The sequence below is a fragment of the Limosilactobacillus sp. WILCCON 0051 genome, from assembly GCF_039955095.1.
GTDB classification, from domain to species: domain Bacteria; phylum Bacillota; class Bacilli; order Lactobacillales; family Lactobacillaceae; genus Limosilactobacillus; species Limosilactobacillus allomucosae.
The window spans coordinates 304,169-322,178 of sequence record NZ_CP154878.1; the positions used below are offsets into that span (position 1 = coordinate 304,169).

General features: G+C 47.3%; 17 protein-coding genes, 1 other RNA gene and 1 other annotated feature. Of the genes, 15 read left to right on the top strand and 3 right to left on the bottom strand.

All coding sequences use genetic code 11. The features are described from left to right. Window positions 1–104: 104 nt before the first annotated feature. Both adhE and brnQ read left to right on the top strand, forming a co-directional pair. The gene (gene adhE / locus ABC765_RS01345) at window positions 105–2,744 is read left to right on the top strand and encodes a bifunctional acetaldehyde-CoA/alcohol dehydrogenase (RefSeq protein WP_347980553.1); all 2,640 of its coding nucleotides are present in this window, start codon (window positions 105–107) and stop codon (window positions 2,742–2,744) included. A gap of 171 nt (window positions 2,745–2,915) precedes the next feature. Then, window positions 2,916–3,149: a binding site (T-box leader), on the top strand. A gap of 109 nt (window positions 3,150–3,258) precedes the next feature. Continuing rightward, window positions 3,259–4,629: a branched-chain amino acid transport system II carrier protein gene (gene brnQ, locus ABC765_RS01350; protein WP_347980554.1), complete on the top strand. Its 1,371-nt coding sequence runs from the start codon at window positions 3,259–3,261 to the stop codon at window positions 4,627–4,629. 67 nt (window positions 4,630–4,696) lie between these two features. On the opposite strand, the gene nrdF is transcribed toward brnQ, so the two are convergent. The 3 genes from nrdF to nrdH all read right to left on the bottom strand — a co-directional run bounded on the left by nrdF (window position 4,697) and on the right by nrdH (window position 8,239). Next, entirely contained in the window at window positions 4,697–5,716 is a 1,020-nt protein-coding gene (gene nrdF / locus ABC765_RS01355) for a class 1b ribonucleoside-diphosphate reductase subunit beta (RefSeq protein WP_074504492.1), read from the bottom strand. A 41-nt stretch (window positions 5,717–5,757) separates the two neighbouring features. Then, a complete protein-coding gene (nrdE, locus tag ABC765_RS01360; protein ID WP_347980555.1) occupies window positions 5,758–7,929 on the bottom strand; it encodes a class 1b ribonucleoside-diphosphate reductase subunit alpha in 2,172 nt (723 codons plus the stop codon). Window positions 7,930–8,017: 88 nt separating this feature from the next. Next, the gene (gene nrdH, locus ABC765_RS01365) at window positions 8,018–8,239 is read right to left on the bottom strand and encodes a glutaredoxin-like protein NrdH (RefSeq protein ID WP_006500476.1); all 222 of its coding nucleotides are present in this window, start codon (window positions 8,237–8,239) and stop codon (window positions 8,018–8,020) included. 266 nt (window positions 8,240–8,505) lie between these two features. Between nrdH and tadA the strand changes: the two genes are divergently transcribed. The 13 genes from tadA (at window position 8,506) to ABC765_RS01430 (ending at window position 18,010) form a co-directional block, all read left to right on the top strand. Continuing rightward, window positions 8,506–8,994: a tRNA adenosine(34) deaminase TadA gene (gene tadA, locus ABC765_RS01370; RefSeq protein ID WP_347952691.1), complete on the top strand. Its 489-nt coding sequence runs from the start codon at window positions 8,506–8,508 to the stop codon at window positions 8,992–8,994. Window positions 8,995–9,041: 47 nt separating this feature from the next. Next, window positions 9,042–9,138: signal recognition particle sRNA small type (gene ffs / locus ABC765_RS01375), an RNA gene on the top strand. 131 nt (window positions 9,139–9,269) lie between these two features. Continuing rightward, entirely contained in the window at window positions 9,270–11,006 is a 1,737-nt protein-coding gene (gene dnaX / locus ABC765_RS01380; RefSeq protein WP_347980556.1) for a DNA polymerase III subunit gamma/tau, read from the top strand. 32 nt (window positions 11,007–11,038) lie between these two features. Next, entirely contained in the window at window positions 11,039–11,347 is a 309-nt protein-coding gene (locus tag ABC765_RS01385; RefSeq protein ID WP_006500473.1) for a YbaB/EbfC family nucleoid-associated protein, read from the top strand. Window positions 11,348–11,359: 12 nt separating this feature from the next. After that, a complete protein-coding gene (recR, locus tag ABC765_RS01390; RefSeq protein WP_347952693.1) occupies window positions 11,360–11,959 on the top strand; it encodes a recombination mediator RecR in 600 nt (199 codons plus the stop codon). Window positions 11,960–11,968: 9 nt separating this feature from the next. After that, on the top strand, window positions 11,969–12,220 hold the full coding sequence (locus ABC765_RS01395) for a YaaL family protein (RefSeq protein ID WP_039946025.1): 252 nt from the start codon (window positions 11,969–11,971) through the stop codon (window positions 12,218–12,220). 13 nt (window positions 12,221–12,233) lie between these two features. Then, window positions 12,234–12,875 carry a dTMP kinase gene (gene tmk, locus ABC765_RS01400; RefSeq protein WP_347952694.1) on the top strand — a complete coding sequence of 214 codons (642 nt, stop codon included), beginning with the start codon at window positions 12,234–12,236 and terminating at the stop codon, window positions 12,873–12,875. A gap of 29 nt (window positions 12,876–12,904) precedes the next feature. Next, complete coding sequence (locus ABC765_RS01405; protein WP_006500469.1) at window positions 12,905–13,225, top strand: cyclic-di-AMP receptor; 321 nt, start codon at window positions 12,905–12,907, stop codon at window positions 13,223–13,225. 32 nt (window positions 13,226–13,257) lie between these two features. Next, complete coding sequence (gene holB / locus ABC765_RS01410) at window positions 13,258–14,274, top strand: DNA polymerase III subunit delta' (RefSeq protein WP_347980557.1); 1,017 nt, start codon at window positions 13,258–13,260, stop codon at window positions 14,272–14,274. An 18-nt stretch (window positions 14,275–14,292) separates the two neighbouring features. Continuing rightward, entirely contained in the window at window positions 14,293–14,643 is a 351-nt protein-coding gene (locus tag ABC765_RS01415) for a DNA replication initiation control protein YabA (RefSeq protein WP_006500467.1), read from the top strand. 11 nt (window positions 14,644–14,654) lie between these two features. Beyond that, complete coding sequence (gene rsmI, locus ABC765_RS01420; RefSeq protein ID WP_347980558.1) at window positions 14,655–15,521, top strand: 16S rRNA (cytidine(1402)-2'-O)-methyltransferase; 867 nt, start codon at window positions 14,655–14,657, stop codon at window positions 15,519–15,521. A gap of 14 nt (window positions 15,522–15,535) precedes the next feature. Beyond that, entirely contained in the window at window positions 15,536–16,297 is a 762-nt protein-coding gene (locus ABC765_RS01425; RefSeq protein WP_347980559.1) for an acyl-ACP thioesterase domain-containing protein, read from the top strand. Window positions 16,298–16,510: 213 nt separating this feature from the next. Beyond that, window positions 16,511–18,010 (top strand): exopolyphosphatase, encoded by a 1,500-nt coding sequence (locus tag ABC765_RS01430; protein WP_347980560.1) that lies wholly within the window; start codon window positions 16,511–16,513, stop codon window positions 18,008–18,010.

Genomic DNA, 18,010 nt, shown 5'->3' on the forward strand with positions numbered 1-18,010 from the left:
TTTCACAAAAAGTGTTTACAAATCTAGAAAAAAGAGTATAGTAATAATTGTTCAAAGGATAACAAAGTTGTTGAAAAGTAATTAATCGAGAAGGAGCTAGTGCAATGACAGTTAAAGCCAAAGCCACTGTTAAGGCCACTGAAAAGCCTAAAGACAAAGAACAAATCGCTGAAGAACTGATTAACGGCTTGATTGATAAGAGTGAAAAAGCTCTTGATCAATTACGCACATTTAGCCAAGAACAGGTTGACAAAATCTGTCAAAACCTTGCTTTGGCCGCTGAAGAACATCATATGGATCTGGCTGTTTCAGCCGCTGAAGAAACTGGTCGTGGGGTAGCTGAAGACAAGGCTATTAAGAATATCTACGCCAGTGAATATATCTGGAACAATATTCGTAATGACAAGACGGTTGGCATTATCGATGAAGATGATGAAAACCAAATGATTACGATTGCTGATCCACTGGGGGTAATTGCTGGGGTCGTGCCAGTTACCAACCCAACGTCAACGGTTATCTTTAAGTCAATTATTGCCTTAAAGACGCGGAACACGATTATCTTCTCATTCCACCCACAGGCCTTTAAGTCATGTCTGAAGACTGGTCAGATCTTGGAAGCCGCTGCTGAAGCCGCTGGGGCACCAAAAGACGTAATTCAGTGGATTCCACAATGCAGCCGTGAAAATACGACAGCACTGCTGCAAAATCCTCGCATCGCTACGATTCTGGCTACTGGTGGCCCTGGACTGGTTAAGGCAGCCTACAGTTCTGGTAATCCTGCCTTGGGTGTCGGTCCTGGTAACGGTCCTGCCTACATCGAAAAGAGTGCCAACATTGATCGTTCCATCTACGACATCGTATTATCAAAGACCTTTGACAACGGGATGATCTGTGCTACTGAAAACTCGGTTGTCATTGACGACGAAATCTACGACCAGGTTAAAGAAGCCTTTAAGAAGTGGAACTGCTACTTCTTGAAGCCAAGCGAGATTCCAACGTTTACCAATGGTTTCATCGATCCTGATCGGCACCAGGTCCGTGGTCCGATTGCTGGTCGTTCTGCAAATGATATTGCTGAAATGTGTGGGCTGAAAAACGTTCCAGCTAATACCAAAGTACTGATTGCCGAGCTGGATGGGGTTGGCCCTAAGTATCCACTGTCAGCTGAAAAGCTTTCGCCTGTACTGACGATGTACCGTGCCAAGAGTCGTGAAGATGCATTCCGGATCTGTAGTGAACTGCTGGCCTACGGTGGTGAAGGTCACACGGCAGCCATTCACACCAACGATGATGAATTGATCAAGGAATACTCACTGAAGATGAAAGCTTCCCGAATCATCGTCAACTCGCCATCAGGTCTTGGTGGTATCGGTAATATCTACAACAACATGACGCCATCATTTACGCTGGGGACGGGTTCATACGGCAGCAACTCGATCTCACACAACGTTTCTGACTGGGATCTGCTGAACATTAAGAAGGTTGCTATGCGTCGTGATAATCCACAATGGGTACAGATTCCGCCAAAGGTCTACTTCCAGCGGAACTCACTGAAGTACCTGAAAGAAATTCCAAATATCAACAAGGCATTTATCGTTACCGGTCCAGGAATGATTAAGCGCGGCTACATTCAGCGGGTTATTGATCAGCTGCGGCTGCGCAACAACCGGGTTCAATATGAGATCTTCTCTGATATCGAACCTGACCCATCAACGGATACGGTTGACAAGGGTGTTGCCTGGATGAATGACTTCCAGCCAGACACGATCATTGCACTGGGTGGTGGTTCACCAATGGACGCTGCTAAGGCAATGTGGATGTTCTATGAGCACCCAGACACGACTTGGAATGGGGTTCGGCAAAAGTACCTTGATATCCGTAAGCGGGCCTACAAGATCGGTCGGCCAAAGAAAGCACAATTTATCGGGATTCCTACGACTTCTGGTACCGGTTCTGAAGTTACGCCATTTGCGGTTATCACCAACTCCAAGACGCATGTCAAGTACCCACTGGCTGACTACGCCTTGACGCCAGACATCGCAATTGTCGACTCACAGTTCGTTGAATCCGTGCCAGCCAACACGACGGCCTGGACAGGTCTGGACGTCTTGACGCACGCTACTGAATCATACGTTTCCGTAATGGCAACCGACTACACGCGTGGCTGGTCGCTGGAAGCCATTAAGGGCGTTATGGAAAATCTTGAGGCATCCGTCAAGGGTGACAAGCTGGCCCGCAAGAAGATGCATGACAGCTCTACGATTGCCGGTTTGGCCTTTGCCAATGCTTTCTTGGGGATCACGCACTCTCTGGCTCACAAGATGGGTGGGGCCTTTGATCTGCCACACGGTTTGGTAATTGCGATTGCACTGCCGCAAGTAATTCGTTTCAATGCTAAGCGGCCAACCAAGCTGGCAATGTGGCCACATTACGAAGACTACCGTGCTGACAAGGACTATGCAGCGATTGCTCGTTTCTTAGGCTTGAAGGGCGATACGACTGAAGAGTTGGTTGAAGCATACGTACAAAAGATTATCGAACTGGCTCATAAGTGTGGCGTAACGCTGAGCTTGAAAGCTAATGGCGTTAAGCGCGAAGACTTTGACAAGGTCGTTGATCAACTGGCCGTTCTGGCTTATGAAGATCAATGTACGACGGCTAACCCGGTTGAACCACTGGTCAGCCAGCTTAAGGAACTGTTGGAACGCTGCTACGAAGGCACTGGCGTCGAAACTGAAGAATAGGCTGTTGATTTCCAAGCACTCTCAATTAATCTTCTCAACTTAAAATCTCAACTTTAAAAGACGGTCGCGGATCCATGACCGTCTTTTTTGATTTTGATTAAAAAAATATGAGAAAAAGGTTGACAATTCATTAAGAAGGATTTAGAGTATTAAACAAGTTAATCAACGGAACAAAACACGATGATCCGGAGAGTAAGGTTATGGCTGGCTGATCAGCGACCCCGATGAAGTGTGAGCGGGGACAGGAGCCATAACTGGAAAGTAGCCGGTGAGTGGCCGATGCGACGTAAGAAGTGTCGGACGGGTGCGCCCGTGATCGCGCCAGCGTATGAACACGTACGCGTTGAGGCTTAATTGGCGACGATTGAGCAAAAAAAGGTGGTAACACGCGAAAGCGTCCTTTTCAAATCATGGTCTGATTTGAAAAGGACGCTTTTATTTTCCGTTGATCACGAAATCTTAGCTAAGATCTCTTTTTAAAATTCATTTGTTGATTGAAAGGGGATTAATTTTTATGAATACGAATAAATTGACTTTCCGCAATGCTTTATTGATTGGATCATTAATTTTTGGGATGCTTTTTGGTGCCGGCAATCTGATCTTTCCAGTTCATTTGGGTCAGATGGCAGGGGCGCATTGGCTAAGCGCGGCTGGCGGCTTTTTGATGTCAGGAGTGCTCTTGCCGCTGATGGCGCTGCTGGCAATCAGTATTACGCGCTCCAACGGAATCTATGATCTGGCGCGTCCTAATGGTGCCTGGTATGCACTTATTTTTCTAATTTTGGTTCATGCAACGCTGGGACCTTTGTTTGCCACGCCACGGACGGCAACCGTTTCATATGCGATTGGCATTGCACCGCATCTTTCGGCCAGTGCCAACACCTGGGGAATCTTGATCTATTCAGCAGCTTTCTTTGGCCTGACGTACTACTTCTCTACACGTGAAGGACGAATTACTGATACGATCGGTAAAATGCTCAATCCGCTGTTTTTAGGCTTGATGTTTATCATTTTCTTTATGGCATTTATCAGCCCCATGGGACATGCTGGTTCAGCTGCCATCACGGCTGCTTATCGGCATGCTTCATTTACCAACGGCTTTTTGCAAGGCTACAACACGATGGACTGTCTGGCTGCTTTAGCATTTGGAATTACGGTTATTACGGCGATCAAGGGATTAGGGATCAAGCGTCAGCGCGACATCTCCTGGGCAACGGCTAAGGGAGGAGCTTTAGGTATCTTTGGCATTGCTCTGATCTACATTGCCTTGATCTGGCTTGGTGCTACCAGTCTGGCTCACTTTAAGATGGCTGATAACGGCGGGACGACTTTGGAACAGATTGCCAACTACTACTTGGGCACGGCAGGCGATGCAATCTTGGCAGTTTTGGCAACAACGACCTGCATGACCAGTGCAATGGGGCTGGTAGTTGCCTTTTCACAAGATTTTCACCGGCGTTTCCCTAAGATTTCCTACAAGGCATTCCTGCGCTTCAACTGCGGTCTCTCATTCTTAGTTGCCAATCTGGGCTTGGATCAGATTATTGCCTGGTCAACGCCAATCTTGATGTTCTTGTACCCATTGGCAATTACGCTGATCATCATGGGGATCATGTCGCCGCTCTTTAAAAATGATCCGCTGGTTTACCGCATCACGACTGGCTTTACGCTGATTCCGGCTTTCTTTGACATGATGAATGCAACACCGGCCATTCTGCATAATACGGCTGCCGTTCAGGCAATGATCAGCTTTGCAGCTAAATTCTTCCCATTCTTCAGTCTTGGCTTCGGCTGGCTTTCATTTGGCATTGCTGGCCTGGCATTGGGCTTGATCATTCACTTTGCTAAGGAACGGCTGGCTTCACCGGCAATCAGTGAGGACTAGGATCACTGAAATATCCATCAAATAAAAACGTGCGAATGCAGCTGCTGCATTACGCACGTTTTTTATACTAGTCTTTTTCGTTGATGTCTTTGCCGGCGTTAGGATCAGCAACATGGTAGTCGCTGTCATGCATGGCCTCAACCTCACCGAGTCGGTAGCCGTTGCCGACCTGACTGAAGAAGTCGTGGTTGGAGGTTGTCGTTGAAATACCGTTCATTACGACAGGGTTGACATCACTGGCCGTATCTGGGAACAGCGGATCCTGTCCCAGATTCATCAAGGCTTTATTGGCGTTGTAGCGAATGAACGTCAAGACTTCATCGGTCCAGCCAACTTGGTCGTACAGCAGGTGAGTGTATTTTTCTTCGTTATCATAAAGTTCGTATAAGAAATTGTACATCCAGTCTTTCATATCCTGCTGCTGTTTTTCGGTCAGGTCCTTCATGCCGACTTGGAACTTATAGCCGATGTAGGTGCCGTGAACGGACTCATCACGCAGGATCAGCTTGATGATTTCTGCCACGTTGTTAAGCTTATTGTGACCCAGGTAGTACAGTGGCGTGTAGAAGCCGGAGTAGAACAGGAACGTTTCCAAAAAGACGTTGGCAACTTTTTTCTTTAAAGGACTGACGCTTGGATCTAAGTAAAGATTACCGATCCGCGTCGCCTTGTTTTGCAGATATTCTTCAGTATCAGACCAGTCAAAGATCTCGCTGATTTCTTCAGGGGTGTTCAGCGTGGAAAAAATCGTGGAATAAGACTTGGCGTGGACTGATTCCATAAATTGAATATTGTTAAGTACGGCCGTTTCGTGCTGGGTCTTAACGTTTTCCTTCAGTGCCGTCAAACCAGCTTCCGACTGCAGCGTATCCAAAAGCGTCAAGCCACCAAAGACGTGACCGACGACCCACTGATGATCAGTATCAAGCTCTCGCCAATCATCCATGTCGTTGGAAACCGGGATCCGAGTATCCAACCAGAACTGTTCGGTTAGTTTTTCCCAGGTAGCCTTGTCGATCATATCAGAGACTTCATTCCAATTGATCGCCTGGTAGTTTTTAAGCGGTACAAAATTCTCAATCTTCATTATTAAACGGGGCTCCTTTAGTCTTTAATGATTCCAATAAGTTAGATAACGCAGCTTTCGCATTGGTTGGCGCCGATCTCATCTTGATCATCGGTAAACGTCCGAATGTAGTAGATGGATTTAATGCCTTTTTGATAAGCATAATGGCGCAGGATGTTTAAGTCACGCGTTGTCATCTTATCAGTCCGATTATTTTTCCATTCGTACATCCCGGCTGGAATCGTGGAACGCATAAACAGCGTCATTGCCAGTGATTGATCAATATGTTCCTGAGCAGCCGCATAGGTATCGATCACGCTGCGCATGTCGGTATCATAAGCCGACTTGTAGTATGGCATGGTATCGTTGCTGAGGTATGGTGCCGGGTAGTAGATCTTGCCAATCATTTTTTCTTGCCGTTCCTCAATTCGATTGATGATTGGGTGCAGGCTGGAAGTCGAGTCGCCAATGTACGACGTCGATCCATTCGGGGCAACGGCTAAGCGATAGGCGTTGTAGAGACCATCTTTTTGCACGGCCGCTTTGAGTTCCTGCCAGTCCTTAATGCCAGGAATAAAGATGCCTTCAAACAGCTGCTTGACCGTTGCCGACTTAGGACCCCAGTCTTGACTGACGTATTTATCGAAGTAGGAGCCATCTGCATAAGTGCTCTTTTCAAACTCGGCAAACGTTTCATGACGTTCACGGGCAATGTCGTTGGAGGCTTTGATCGTCCAATAGTTGAGCAGCATAAAGTAGACACTGGTAAATTCCAGGGCGACTGGCGAGCCGTATTGAATATGGTGCTTGGCCAGGTAGCCGTGCAGTCCCATGGCACCGAGACCGATCGCGTGAGCCATGTCGTTGCCGTGCTCGATTGACGGAACGACGTCAAGGTGCTCAATGTCGCTGATATGGGTCAGTCCCCGTACCATGGCGCTAACTGAGCGGCCAAAGTCTGGCGTTTCCATCATGTTGGCGATATTGGTGGAGCCAAGATTGCAAGAAACGTCGGTCCCCAGCTTGGCAAACGTCTGATCATCGTTAACGATTGACGGCCGCTGAACCTGAGCAATTTCTGAACAAAGGTTGCTCATTACGATCTTGCCGTCGATTGGATTGGCACGGTTGACGGTATCCAGATTGACGATGTATGGGTAGCCGGACTCCTGCTGCAGCTTGGAGATCTCATCTTCCAAGTCGCGAGCGTTGACCTTATATTTGGTAATGGCATCGTTAGCGACCATATTCTCATATTCATTGGTGATGTCGACGTACGAGAATGGCACGCCATAGATGCGCTCAACGTCATAAGGACTGAACAAGTACATCTCTTGATTGGCTTCAACCAGTTCGTAAAATTTATCGGGAACGGTAATCCCAAGCGAAAGCGTCTTGATTCGAATCTTTTCATCAGCATTTTCTTTCTTGGCAGACAAGAAGGCTACGATATCAGGATGAAAGACGCTTAGATAGACTACGCCAGCGCCTTGCCGCTGACCCAGCTGATTTGAGTAGGAAAAAGAGTCCTCCAAAAGCTTCATGACTGGGACGACCCCGCTGGCGGCACCTTTGATCTTTTTGATTGGTGCGCCCGCTTCACGGAGGTTGGAAAGGTTGATGCCAACGCCACCGCCGATCTTGGAAAGCTGCAGGGCGGAATTGATCGTCCGTCCGATTGAGTTCATATCATCGGTTGCCTGAATCTCAAAACAGGATACGAATTCGCCGCGCCGTTTGCGACCAGCATTTAAAAAGGTTGGCGTAGCTGGCTGATAGCGCTGGTGAATCAATTCATCGGCCAGCTGCATGGCCAGTTCCTCATTGCCGTCAGCCAAAAACAAGGCGTTCATGGCAACGCGATCAATGTAGTTTTCCAGGTAGTATTCCTTGTCGTTGGTTCGCAGGGCATACTGAGCGTAAAACTTGTAGGCCGCCATAAATGAATGAAAATGAAAATCCTGGGCCTTTAAAAAGTCGTAGAGCTTTTCGATGAATTCAAAGCGGTACTTGTGCATAAAGCCGGTTTCGATATAATCGTTTTCTTCCAGCCAGTCATAGCGTTCCTTTAATGAAGCAAAGCGTTTGGTGTTGGGCAAAACGTTTTCTTTGATAAAATCAGCTAAGGCTTCGTGATCCTTATCAAGCTGGATTTGACCGTCTTTAGGAATGTTGAGTTCATTATTGAGGTCGTAGTATTTTACTTTGGTGAGGTCGATATCTGATAGTGCCATGGATAACTCCTTTTTCCAGTGCAATAAAAAGCGGGCATCGTGCAAAATGATTGAACGATCCCCGGGAATAACGCGGTATAATTGACAATTAAGCCAATTGCTTCAGCATGTCAGGACGGAAGCCGGTAAAGGATTGACCGTCAGGCAGCTTGATTACTGGCGTTGCCTTAAAACCGTCAGCTTTCAGTTGATCAACATATTCTGGATGCTCGTCAATATTGTGTTCAACAAAGTCAACGTGGTGCTGCGTTAGAAACATTTTGGTCATCTTGCATTGAATACAGTTGTTTTTAGAGAAAACAGTAATCATAAATCTCAATCCCCTTTAACTTTTCGTTGAATTAATGTTTTATAGTATAGCGGGTTATGGAGAAATTACAAGCATTGACATACTACATAATGTGCGCTTGCAAAACGTCAATACAACATGTAGTGGCTAGGCGATAAGGGATTGAGGTGCTGACGGCTGCGGCAAATTTTTTATTTTCAATGAAGATTGCTTCATAACTCACACGGTAGAAAAATCACAAAAACCATTATACACTGATTAATAATAATTGATAAGGGAGAAAAATTTTGCAACCGGAAGATTATATGGAAATGGCGTTGGCAGAAGCAAGACAGGCTGAATTAATGGATGAGGTACCGATTGGGGCCATCGTTGTCTATCATGGCAAGGTGATCGGTGCTGGTCATAACATGCGGGAGAGATTTCAAAATGCAGCCTATCATGCCGAACTGCTGGCCATTATGGAAGCCTGCGAGTATCTGGGAAGCTGGCGACTGGAAGAATGTGATCTGTACGTAACGCTGGAGCCGTGTATGATGTGCAGCGGTGCCATTATGAACTCACGAATTCGTACTTTATATTATGGTGCCAAAAATCCTAAAGCCGGCACGGTCGACAGCCTGTACCACCTGCTGAGCGATTCAAGATTCAATCATCAAGTTGAGATTAGATCAGGAGTCAAAGAAAAAGAATGTCAGCAGCTGCTCAAACAATTTTTTAAACGGGTTCGCAAAGCACGCAAAGCCGCTAAAAAAGCAGCTCAGCAAAAGAATTAACAGAAGACTGGCATTTAGTTTTAAAATAGTGTAAGATATTATTTGCCGTAAGGTCATGGGGCAAGGTTGTGCCTACGAATCGTGTCAGGTCCGGAAGGAAGCAGCACTAAGTTCGCTACAGCTTGTGCCCCATGTTTTTTTATGAAGATTAACCGCTGTGTGGATCGTTTCGCACGGCTTTTTTTATGTACAAAATATTTTTTCAATCGAATTGCGACGATTTTACTAGTATAATAACGATAATACGGATTTTTACCAGAAAGGAAGCAGTCAAGATGAGCTATCAGGCGCTTTACCGAGTTTGGCGGCCACAGCGATTTGACGAGATCGTTGGTCAGCAGGTGGTTACGCAGACTTTAAAAAACGCGATCATAACCAAGCAGATCAGTCATGCTTATTTGTTTGCCGGGCCAAGGGGAACTGGCAAGACCTCAGCGGCAAAAATCTTCGCTAAAGCCATTAACTGTCATCATCAGCAAGACGGCGAACCTTGCAATGAATGCGAGATCTGCCGGGCGATTACTAATGGACAGCTTGGCGACGTGATTGAAATTGATGCTGCTTCCAACAACGGGGTCGAAGAAATACGCGATATCCGCGACAAGGCCAAGTATGCGCCAACTCAAGCCGACTACAAGGTTTATATCATTGATGAAGTGCACATGCTTTCAACCGGGGCGTTCAATGCCCTTTTGAAAACCCTGGAAGAACCGCCAGCCAATGTGATTTTTATCCTGGCAACCACCGAGCCGCATAAAATTCCGCTGACTATCATCAGTCGGGTACAGCGGTTCGATTTTCGACGGATCTCAGCTCAGGATGCTTTTGAGCGCATGCAGTATATCCTGGATCAAAAGCACGTTGAATATGAAAATGACGCGCTCTGGGTAATTGCCAATGCTGCTGAGGGTGGCATGCGTGACGCACTGAGTATTTTGGATCAGGTCTTGTCGTTTAGCGATAACCAAGTCAAACTGGACGACGCGCTTTTGGTTACCGGCAGCGTCACCAAGCAGCTGCTGAAAAAATACTTTGATGAGACGACCAGTCATCAAAGTGCCGCGGCCCTGCATACAATGAAAGAGATTCTGGATCAGGGTAAGGACGGTCAGCGCTTCATCGAGGACTTGATCTCATTTATTCGCGACGTGCTGCTTTATCAAGAATCGCCACAGCTGGTCAACGTTGCGGGCTCTGGACTTAAGGAAGCCGATTTTCAGCAGTTGAGTCAGGCTGCCAGTGCCGATGAGCTGTACCAAATGATCGACGAGTTAAATGAGATTCAAGAAGAGATGCGCTTTACGACGCACCCTGACGTCTATTTGGAAGTCTTGACGGTCAAGCTTAGTCAAATCAAGCCGCAAGATAATAAAACGAGTGCGTCGGATCCCCGGCTTAATCAGACGATTGGTCAGCTGCAGCAAGAGATTCAGCAGCTGCAGGCAGCAATTGCCGGCTTAAGACAAACCGGCAGCGGCTCGGCATCCCGTATTGTCCGACGAGCAGGCAGCAATACTGGCAATAAAATTCAGCCTAAGATGACGGTCAAGCTGGATCGCGTCTACCCAATTCTGGAACACGCCACTAAGCAGAATCTGCGCGGGCTGCAGGAAATCTGGGGTGATCTGCTTAACATGCTGGATACGCCGCAGCGAGCTCTGATCAATACCTCCCAACCGGTAGCGGCCAGTCCGCAAGGCGTCGTGGTTTCATTTGACAGCAGTTTTTTGCTGCAGCGTGCCAATAGCGGCAGTCTAGCAGCAGATATGGAAGCTGGCCTGCAGCGTCTGTCTGGCAATGAGATGCGCGTGGCATTCGTGCCGATGGATCAGTGGCCAAAGATTCGCCATAACTATTTGGTAGAGCATGGCTATTTAAATAATGGCAAGGCCGGTACTGCTAAAAAAGATTCAACAGCTCAGTCAGCGCCAGCCACGCCGGTTAAAACCGATCCACTGGTTGATAAGGCCAAGCAAATGTTTGGCGATTTGGTAAAGATAGAAGATAATTAAGCAATAACATAAGCAAAGGATGGATAATAACTATGATGCGCGGAATGAACATGCAACAAATGATGAAGCAGGCTAAGAAGATGCAGCAAAAGATGATGGAAGAACAGCAGAATCTGGCCAAGGAAGAATTTATTGGCGTCTCGCCTGATGAAATGGTCAAGGCCACTTTTACCGGCGACAAAAAGCTGACTGACCTGCAGATTGATCCGCAAGCCGTTGATCCTGATGACGTTGACATGCTGGCCGATCTGGTTTTGGCAGCCGTTAATGATGGTCTGGAAAAAGTCGATGCCGCCACGCAGCAAAAATTCGGCAAGTACACTAAGGGCTTAAACATTTAAGGAGGCTTGGCGATGCAGTATCCTGAGCCAATTGCCAAACTGATCGACAGCTATATGAAGCTGCCGGGAATTGGCGAAAAAACCGCGACTCGCCTTGCTTTTTATACACTGGGGATGGACCAAAAAGACGTTGAGGATTTTGCCAATTCGCTCTTAAGCGTAAAAAAAGATCTGCACTACTGCAGCATCTGTGGCTTTATTACCGAAGACGATCCTTGTCCAATCTGCCGCGATAAGTCGCGTGATCGTTCAACGATTCTGGTGGTTGAGCATTCACAAGACATTATGGCAATGGAGCGGATGCACGAATACCATGGCCTCTATCATGTCTTGCACGGCTCCATCTCACCAAGCGAAGGAACGGGGCCAATGGACATCAACATCCCGGCTTTGCTTAAGCGCCTGCAGAAAAATACCGAGGTCAAAGAAATCATTGTGGCAACCAATGCCTCATTGGATGGCGAGACCACGGCACAATATCTGGCCAAGCTGATCAAGCCGGCGGGCATCAGAGTCACCCGCTTGGCCCATGGACTGTCAGCTGGCGCCAATATCGACTATACTGATGAGGTAACCTTGTTCAGAGCAGTTCAAGGCAGGACGGAAATGTAGGTGAAGATCATGTTTTTTAAGCATCGCAATCCCCATGCCGTTGAAGAGCTGGGTAATCAAAAACTGTTGGAACTGATCTACAATGTCAAGGATAGTTGGGATCATGCCAAAGAAACCGAGCACGCTGTCTATGAAGGGCAGGTTGACAATGAGCTCTACAGTCGAACCAAGCTGCAGGAGCAAAAATATCTGTACCTTTATACCAAAGCGCGCCGCAATCATCTGCACGGCTATTTAAACGACAGCGTAATCAAGCAGTAGTTGAGGAACGACAATGGACGGTAAATTTATTTCATTTGAAGGGCCAGATGGAGCAGGTAAAACCAGCGTTATGCGCCAGATTACGGCTGACCTGCAAAAACAGCTGGGATCGGATGGCGTTTTGTATACCAGAGAGCCAGGCGGCAACCATATCGCTGAGCAGATCCGGGATGTCTTGTTTGACGCTCGCAATATCGACATGGATCCGCGCACGGAAGCACTGCTGTTTGCCGCAGCACGGCGCCAGCACCTGGTTGCCGATATCATGCCAGCGCTAAAAAGCGGCAAGGTAATTCTCTGTGATCGCTACGTTGACAGCTCAATTGCCTACCAAGGCGCTGGTCGTGGCCTGGGCGAGGATAACATCTGGCAGATCAATCAGTTTGCAATTGATGGCTTGATGCCGGAACTGACGATTTATCTGGATATTGATTCCGAACTGGGCCTTAAGCGAATCGCGCAGAATCGTGCTGATCAGGTCAACCGCCTGGATGAAGAGACACTGTCTTTTCATCGCAAGGTCAGAAGTGCCTATCAGAAGCTGGCGCGCCAAAACCCTGATCGCATCGTTACGATTGACGCCAGTCAGCCGCTGACGCAGGTGATTTCAGCAACTCGTTTGGCAATTCATCAGCGCTTTGAGCAACTGTTTTAATTAATGCGACTTTTTAAGGAGGGCTTATTATGAAAATGATTATGGCAATCGTTCAACCAAAAGATGCCGGCAAGCTGCGGGATGCTTTTATCGACAACAATATCGGTGCGACCAAGCTGTCATCGACGGGCGGCTTCTTAAGAGAAGGCAACACCACTTATATGGTAGTCGTAGAAGATGATCGGGTTGATGAAGTATTGGAAATCATCAAGCATAATGCCAAGTCGCGTGAACAGTACATGACCCCGGCAGCCCAGATCGACAATGGTTCATCGGCCATTCCGATTAACGTTCAGATTGGGGGAGCAACGGTCTTTATCCTGCCAGTCGAAAAATTTTTACAGTTTTAATTTGCAAAACGGTCAAGACGAGGTGATCCAAAATGGCAAATGCCACGCAATCAAAATGGCAAGCTGAACGGCTGCAGCCAGCAATCAGTCAGCGTCTAAAAAAAACCATGGTTCAAGGTGAACTGGCACATGCCTATTTGTTTGCAGGCCCGTCTGGATCAGGGAAAAAAGCATTGGCGCAGTGGCTGGCCCTGCGCCTTTTTTGTGAACAGCCACAAGCTGGTGAGCCGGATGGAACCTGCAGCGAGTGTCAGCGAATTCTTTCTGGCAACCATCCCGACGTGGTTACTGCAGCTCCAGAGGGTCGGCAGATCAAGGTCGATACGATTCGGCGCTTAAAGGCAGAATTTACCAAGAGTGGCGTAGAAGGCAGTCAAAAACTGTTCATCATTGAAGATGCCGAAAAAATGACGACAAGTGCCGCCAATAGTCTGTTAAAATTTATTGAAGAGCCATTGCCTGGCATCTATATTCTGCTTTTGACGACCAATAAAAGTGCAGTTTTGCCAACGATTCGTTCGCGTACCCAGATTATTGAGCTGCAGCCGCTGCCTAAAAAGATTCTGCAGGAGATGCTGGATCAAGCTGAGATTCCCGTTGGCCTGCAGTCGATTGCGTTAGGGTTAACCGATTCAACGGCGCAGATTAAAGAATGGATGGAAGATGACTGGCTCAGTCAAGCGGTTCAAGCTGTCGTCCAGTGGTACAAGGAATGTGGCCGGGCTGATCTGATAGCCTTTGTCACGGTTCAGACAACGCTTTTGAAAGTACCTGGCGATCGTGAAAAACAAGCATTGATCCTGGATTTGATGGCTTTGATCTGGCGCGATACGCTGATGGTGGCCAATGGTGCTGACGAAATTGATGATCTGCATTTCAATGATCAATTGACGATGGTCAAAGAAATCGCGCAGCACTATCGATTGGACCAATTACTGAAAGTCAGCGAACTGACGCTTGAAACCAGGCACTTAATGGATCAGAACATTTCATTTCAAAATACGGCCGAGCAGCTTTCACTGCGCATTATCAATGTCTTGCAGCGATAGAAATGGGGAAAGACACAAATGAGTGAGCGAGTAGACAAAAGCAAGATTTATGAACGATTCACCAGAGTTACCAAGCAAACCAAGGATCTGGTCGACAGCATGGAAGAACTGCAGTCAATGATGACGGCGGTTCTAGAAGAAAATGCCGAGCTGTCGATTGAAAACGAGCATCTGCATCAAATGCTCAAACAAAAGCATCAGCAGGCAACCAAGGACGGCTTGACCGACTCAAGACGCAACCTGCAAAAGTTGTATCAAGAAGGCTTTCATGTCTGCAATGAATACTATGGCAAGCGACTTGATGAAGACGATTCATGCGCGTTTTGTCTGGATGCAATCTATGGGCGTCACGATCAGCCGCAAAAGTAAGGGTGGTATTTATGCAACAGATTCGCAGCTTTACTGATAATGAAACGGGACGACTCTATTTGGTGCCAACGCCAATCGGCAATCTTGACGATATGACGTTTCGGGCCGTCAAGACGCTGGCGGCAGTTGATTTGATTGCTTCAGAGGACACGCGGCATACGCAGATGCTTTTGAATCATTTTGAAATTGATACCAAACAGATCAGTTTTCATGAGCATAATACCGAACAGCGGATTCCGCAGCTGATTGAGTTCTTAAAACAGGGCAAGTCGATTGCACAATGCAGTGATGCCGGCATGCCATCAATCTCTGATCCAGGTCGAGAACTGGTTGCAGCAGCGGTTGAAGCCGGTCTGCAGGTCGTTGCACTGCCTGGCGCCAATGCGGGGATTACGGCCTTGATTGCCTCTGGCCTTAATCCGCAGCCATTTTATTTTTACGGTTTCTTAAGCCGCAAGCATCAGCAGCAGATTGTAGAATTGACGCCGTTAAATCAACACCAGGAAACGATGATCTTTTATGAGGCACCGCACCGACTGGCAAAAACGCTAAGTTCAATGGCTGAGGTCTTTGGGCTGGATCGCAGAGCAGTCTTGGCAAGGGAACTGACTAAGCGCTATGAGGAGTTTTGTCGCGGGTCGCTGGAGGAATTGATTCAGTGGGCAGATGAGCATCAGATTCGTGGAGAGTTTGTGATTCTGGTGGCCGGCAATGATCATCCCGACCAGCCAGTTGATGATGCGGCCAACCTCAGCCTAAAAGAGCAGATCGACCAAGAGATTCAGCATGGCCTTTCAACCAATGCAGCCATCAAGCTGGTTGCCAAGCGCAATCAAATCAAGCGCCAGGATTTGTATCGGCAGTATCATGAGCTTTAAGATGAGGTGAGACAATGGCATTGAAAGCCCCTTTGGCATATGAAACCAAGCATCATTTAAGTTACTACGAATGCGATGCAACCGGTCATCCCAGCTTAAGCATGCTGATCAGTATGGCCGTGCAGGTATCAGAAGAACACGGCAATTCGCTGGGCCTGGATACGGCAGCCGTTCAAAGCTATGGCGGCGGCTGGGTGATTACCAGCTATGAAGGATCCTTTGCCGCACAACAGCCGATTAATGGCGAAGAGGTAATCTTGGGTACGCGGGCGATTGCCAATAATCGTTTCTTTGCCCTGCGCGAATTTTGGATTCAGTCAGCTGATCGTCAAGTTGAGTATGTGCGCTTGACCGGGCTGTTCGTTTATATGAACCTGCAGACGCGGCATTTAATGTCGATTCCGCAAGCAGTTATTGAGCCTTATCATGGTCCGGAAAAGAAGCGGCTACCTAGATTGGCTAAGGCTCGCGAACTCAAAGACGTTAGATTTAAAAATGACTATCATGTTCGATTCTTTGATATTGATTCAAACCGTCACGTCAATAATGCTCGCTATTTTGACTGGATGCAGGATCCACTGGGGACCGAATTTTTAACGCACCATCAGCTAAAACATATGACGATGCGCTATGAAAAAGAAGTGCGCTATGGTCAGACCGTCACCAGTGAGATCAGCAGTCCCTATCGCAATGAAAATGGAGAGTTGACCACTGATCATCGAATCGTTGTTGATGGTCAGCTGGCGGCGGCCTCAACAATGATCTGGTATGAATAAAATTACGTAAAATCGCGTCTGCCAAGCTGACAGACGCGATTTTTATTACGATGAGCGGCTTTGACACGATATGTTTTTGGCTTTTCGTATTATTTGTATTATTTACACTGCAAAAAAGTTTTAAGGCCCAAACAGGCTGAAATTGGTGGTATTCTTTATATATAACAGATAAAAAGGGCATTCATTGAATAAAATCATGTGAGGAGTGTTAATTTGAAAAATTCGTTATTTGGGATTATTTTCCTAGAGCCGGATCGCTTGACGCTTCGGATTGTAGAGCTCCCAACCCTTAAAATCATTACCGAGGTCCAATCAGGGGCCTTGATCGTTGGCAGTCATAACGTTGCCAACTATGCACAAAACATGCAGGCTATTGTTGATAATCTTCAAGGTTTTCAACGAATTCTGCGTGAATATCAAGTTGAAAAATTTGCCTTTTATGGCTCTTTAGAAGATTTAAACATGGTCGAGGCTCGCTATATTGCTGATCAATTAAAAGTCAGGACCGATTTGAACATTGAATGGCTCAGCAACAATCAGCTGATGGCCAGTGCCTTGGCAGCCGTAATGGCCCAGATGCCGCGCTTCAACGAACTCAGTAAAAAGGCGCTGTATATTTTGACGATTGGTCTGAACACGACGCGGCTTTCCTATTTCCGCCATGGCAAGTTTCAGACGTCGTGGGACATCGATTTGGGTGAGGCGCGCGTCAATCACCTGGCCCAAACGCTGCGCCAGACTACAACGACGCCAAGCGAGATTATCCTGGACTATATTTCAAGCAAGCTGGAATACCTGGTACCAGAACTGCGCCATGTCAAAAATTCCAATCTGTTGATTCATAACGTAGGAACGATGGCCCAAAGCTACGTTAAGCCTGATGAGATGCTGGGCAAGGTGCCGCGTGACGATTTTGAAAAACGCTACCAGCGGATCGTCAGCTCGTCTAATCAGTTCATTATCAATCATTACAACGTTGATGAGCAAAGCGTCAACTGGGTATTGCCCAACTACCTGGTGATTTCGCGCACCATTCATCTGTTGGATGCACAGCGGATCTATGCCACCAGTCTGCGCATTTTGGATGGTCTGACGATTATGCAGCTGGGAGATCGCTCGCTGGTCGATAATATGATTCGCACCTCTGCAGCCAACATGGCGCAACGCTATGGAGCTGATACGGCGCATTCAACGTTTGTTACCAGAGTTGCCCTGCAGCTGTTTGATGCCCTGCAGCCGATTCACCGACTTGATCGGCATGATCGCCTGCTCTTAGAGATTGCCTGCAAGATTGAAGATATCGGCAACTTTATCAATCCACAAGGGCACTATCGGCATTCGCAATACATCTTAGAAGCTAATCCGCTGATCGGTCTTTCGGCTGATGATAACCGTACGATTGCTGAAGTAGCGCGCTATCACAGTTCTGAGAGCCCTGACGTTGCACAGGCTCACTATCGGCATATGGATGATGATATTCAGATGCCGGTTGCCAAATTGGCGGCAATTCTTAGGGTAGCGGACTCGCTTGATGACTCGCGTCTGCAGAAGATTTCACGAATTGAGCTGCGCCTGCAGGATGAACGCTTGCTGATCACGGCTCATGCCAATGACGATCTGGTCTTGGAAAAGTGGGCCTTTCAGCGAAAGAATCAGCTGTTTACCGACGTCTATGGTCTAAAGCCGGAATTGATTGCCAAGGAAGGGGAATGA

Coding starts and splice junctions, on each gene's coding strand:
- adhE (WP_347980553.1), top strand. CDS start 105: ATGACAGTTAAAGCCAAAGCCACTGTTAAGGCCACTGAAAAGCCTAAA.
- brnQ (WP_347980554.1), top strand. CDS start 3,259: ATGAATACGAATAAATTGACTTTCCGCAATGCTTTATTGATTGGATCA.
- nrdF (WP_074504492.1), bottom strand. CDS start 5,716: ATGAAGATTGAGAATTTTGTACCGCTTAAAAACTACCAGGCGATCAAT.
- nrdE (WP_347980555.1), bottom strand. CDS start 7,929: ATGGCACTATCAGATATCGACCTCACCAAAGTAAAATACTACGACCTC.
- nrdH (WP_006500476.1), bottom strand. CDS start 8,239: ATGATTACTGTTTTCTCTAAAAACAACTGTATTCAATGCAAGATGACC.
- dnaX (WP_347980556.1), top strand. CDS start 9,270: ATGAGCTATCAGGCGCTTTACCGAGTTTGGCGGCCACAGCGATTTGAC.
- ABC765_RS01385 (WP_006500473.1), top strand. CDS start 11,039: ATGATGCGCGGAATGAACATGCAACAAATGATGAAGCAGGCTAAGAAG.
- recR (WP_347952693.1), top strand. CDS start 11,360: ATGCAGTATCCTGAGCCAATTGCCAAACTGATCGACAGCTATATGAAG.
- ABC765_RS01395 (WP_039946025.1), top strand. CDS start 11,969: ATGTTTTTTAAGCATCGCAATCCCCATGCCGTTGAAGAGCTGGGTAAT.
- tmk (WP_347952694.1), top strand. CDS start 12,234: ATGGACGGTAAATTTATTTCATTTGAAGGGCCAGATGGAGCAGGTAAA.
- ABC765_RS01405 (WP_006500469.1), top strand. CDS start 12,905: ATGAAAATGATTATGGCAATCGTTCAACCAAAAGATGCCGGCAAGCTG.
- holB (WP_347980557.1), top strand. CDS start 13,258: ATGGCAAATGCCACGCAATCAAAATGGCAAGCTGAACGGCTGCAGCCA.
- ABC765_RS01415 (WP_006500467.1), top strand. CDS start 14,293: ATGAGTGAGCGAGTAGACAAAAGCAAGATTTATGAACGATTCACCAGA.
- rsmI (WP_347980558.1), top strand. CDS start 14,655: ATGCAACAGATTCGCAGCTTTACTGATAATGAAACGGGACGACTCTAT.
- ABC765_RS01425 (WP_347980559.1), top strand. CDS start 15,536: ATGGCATTGAAAGCCCCTTTGGCATATGAAACCAAGCATCATTTAAGT.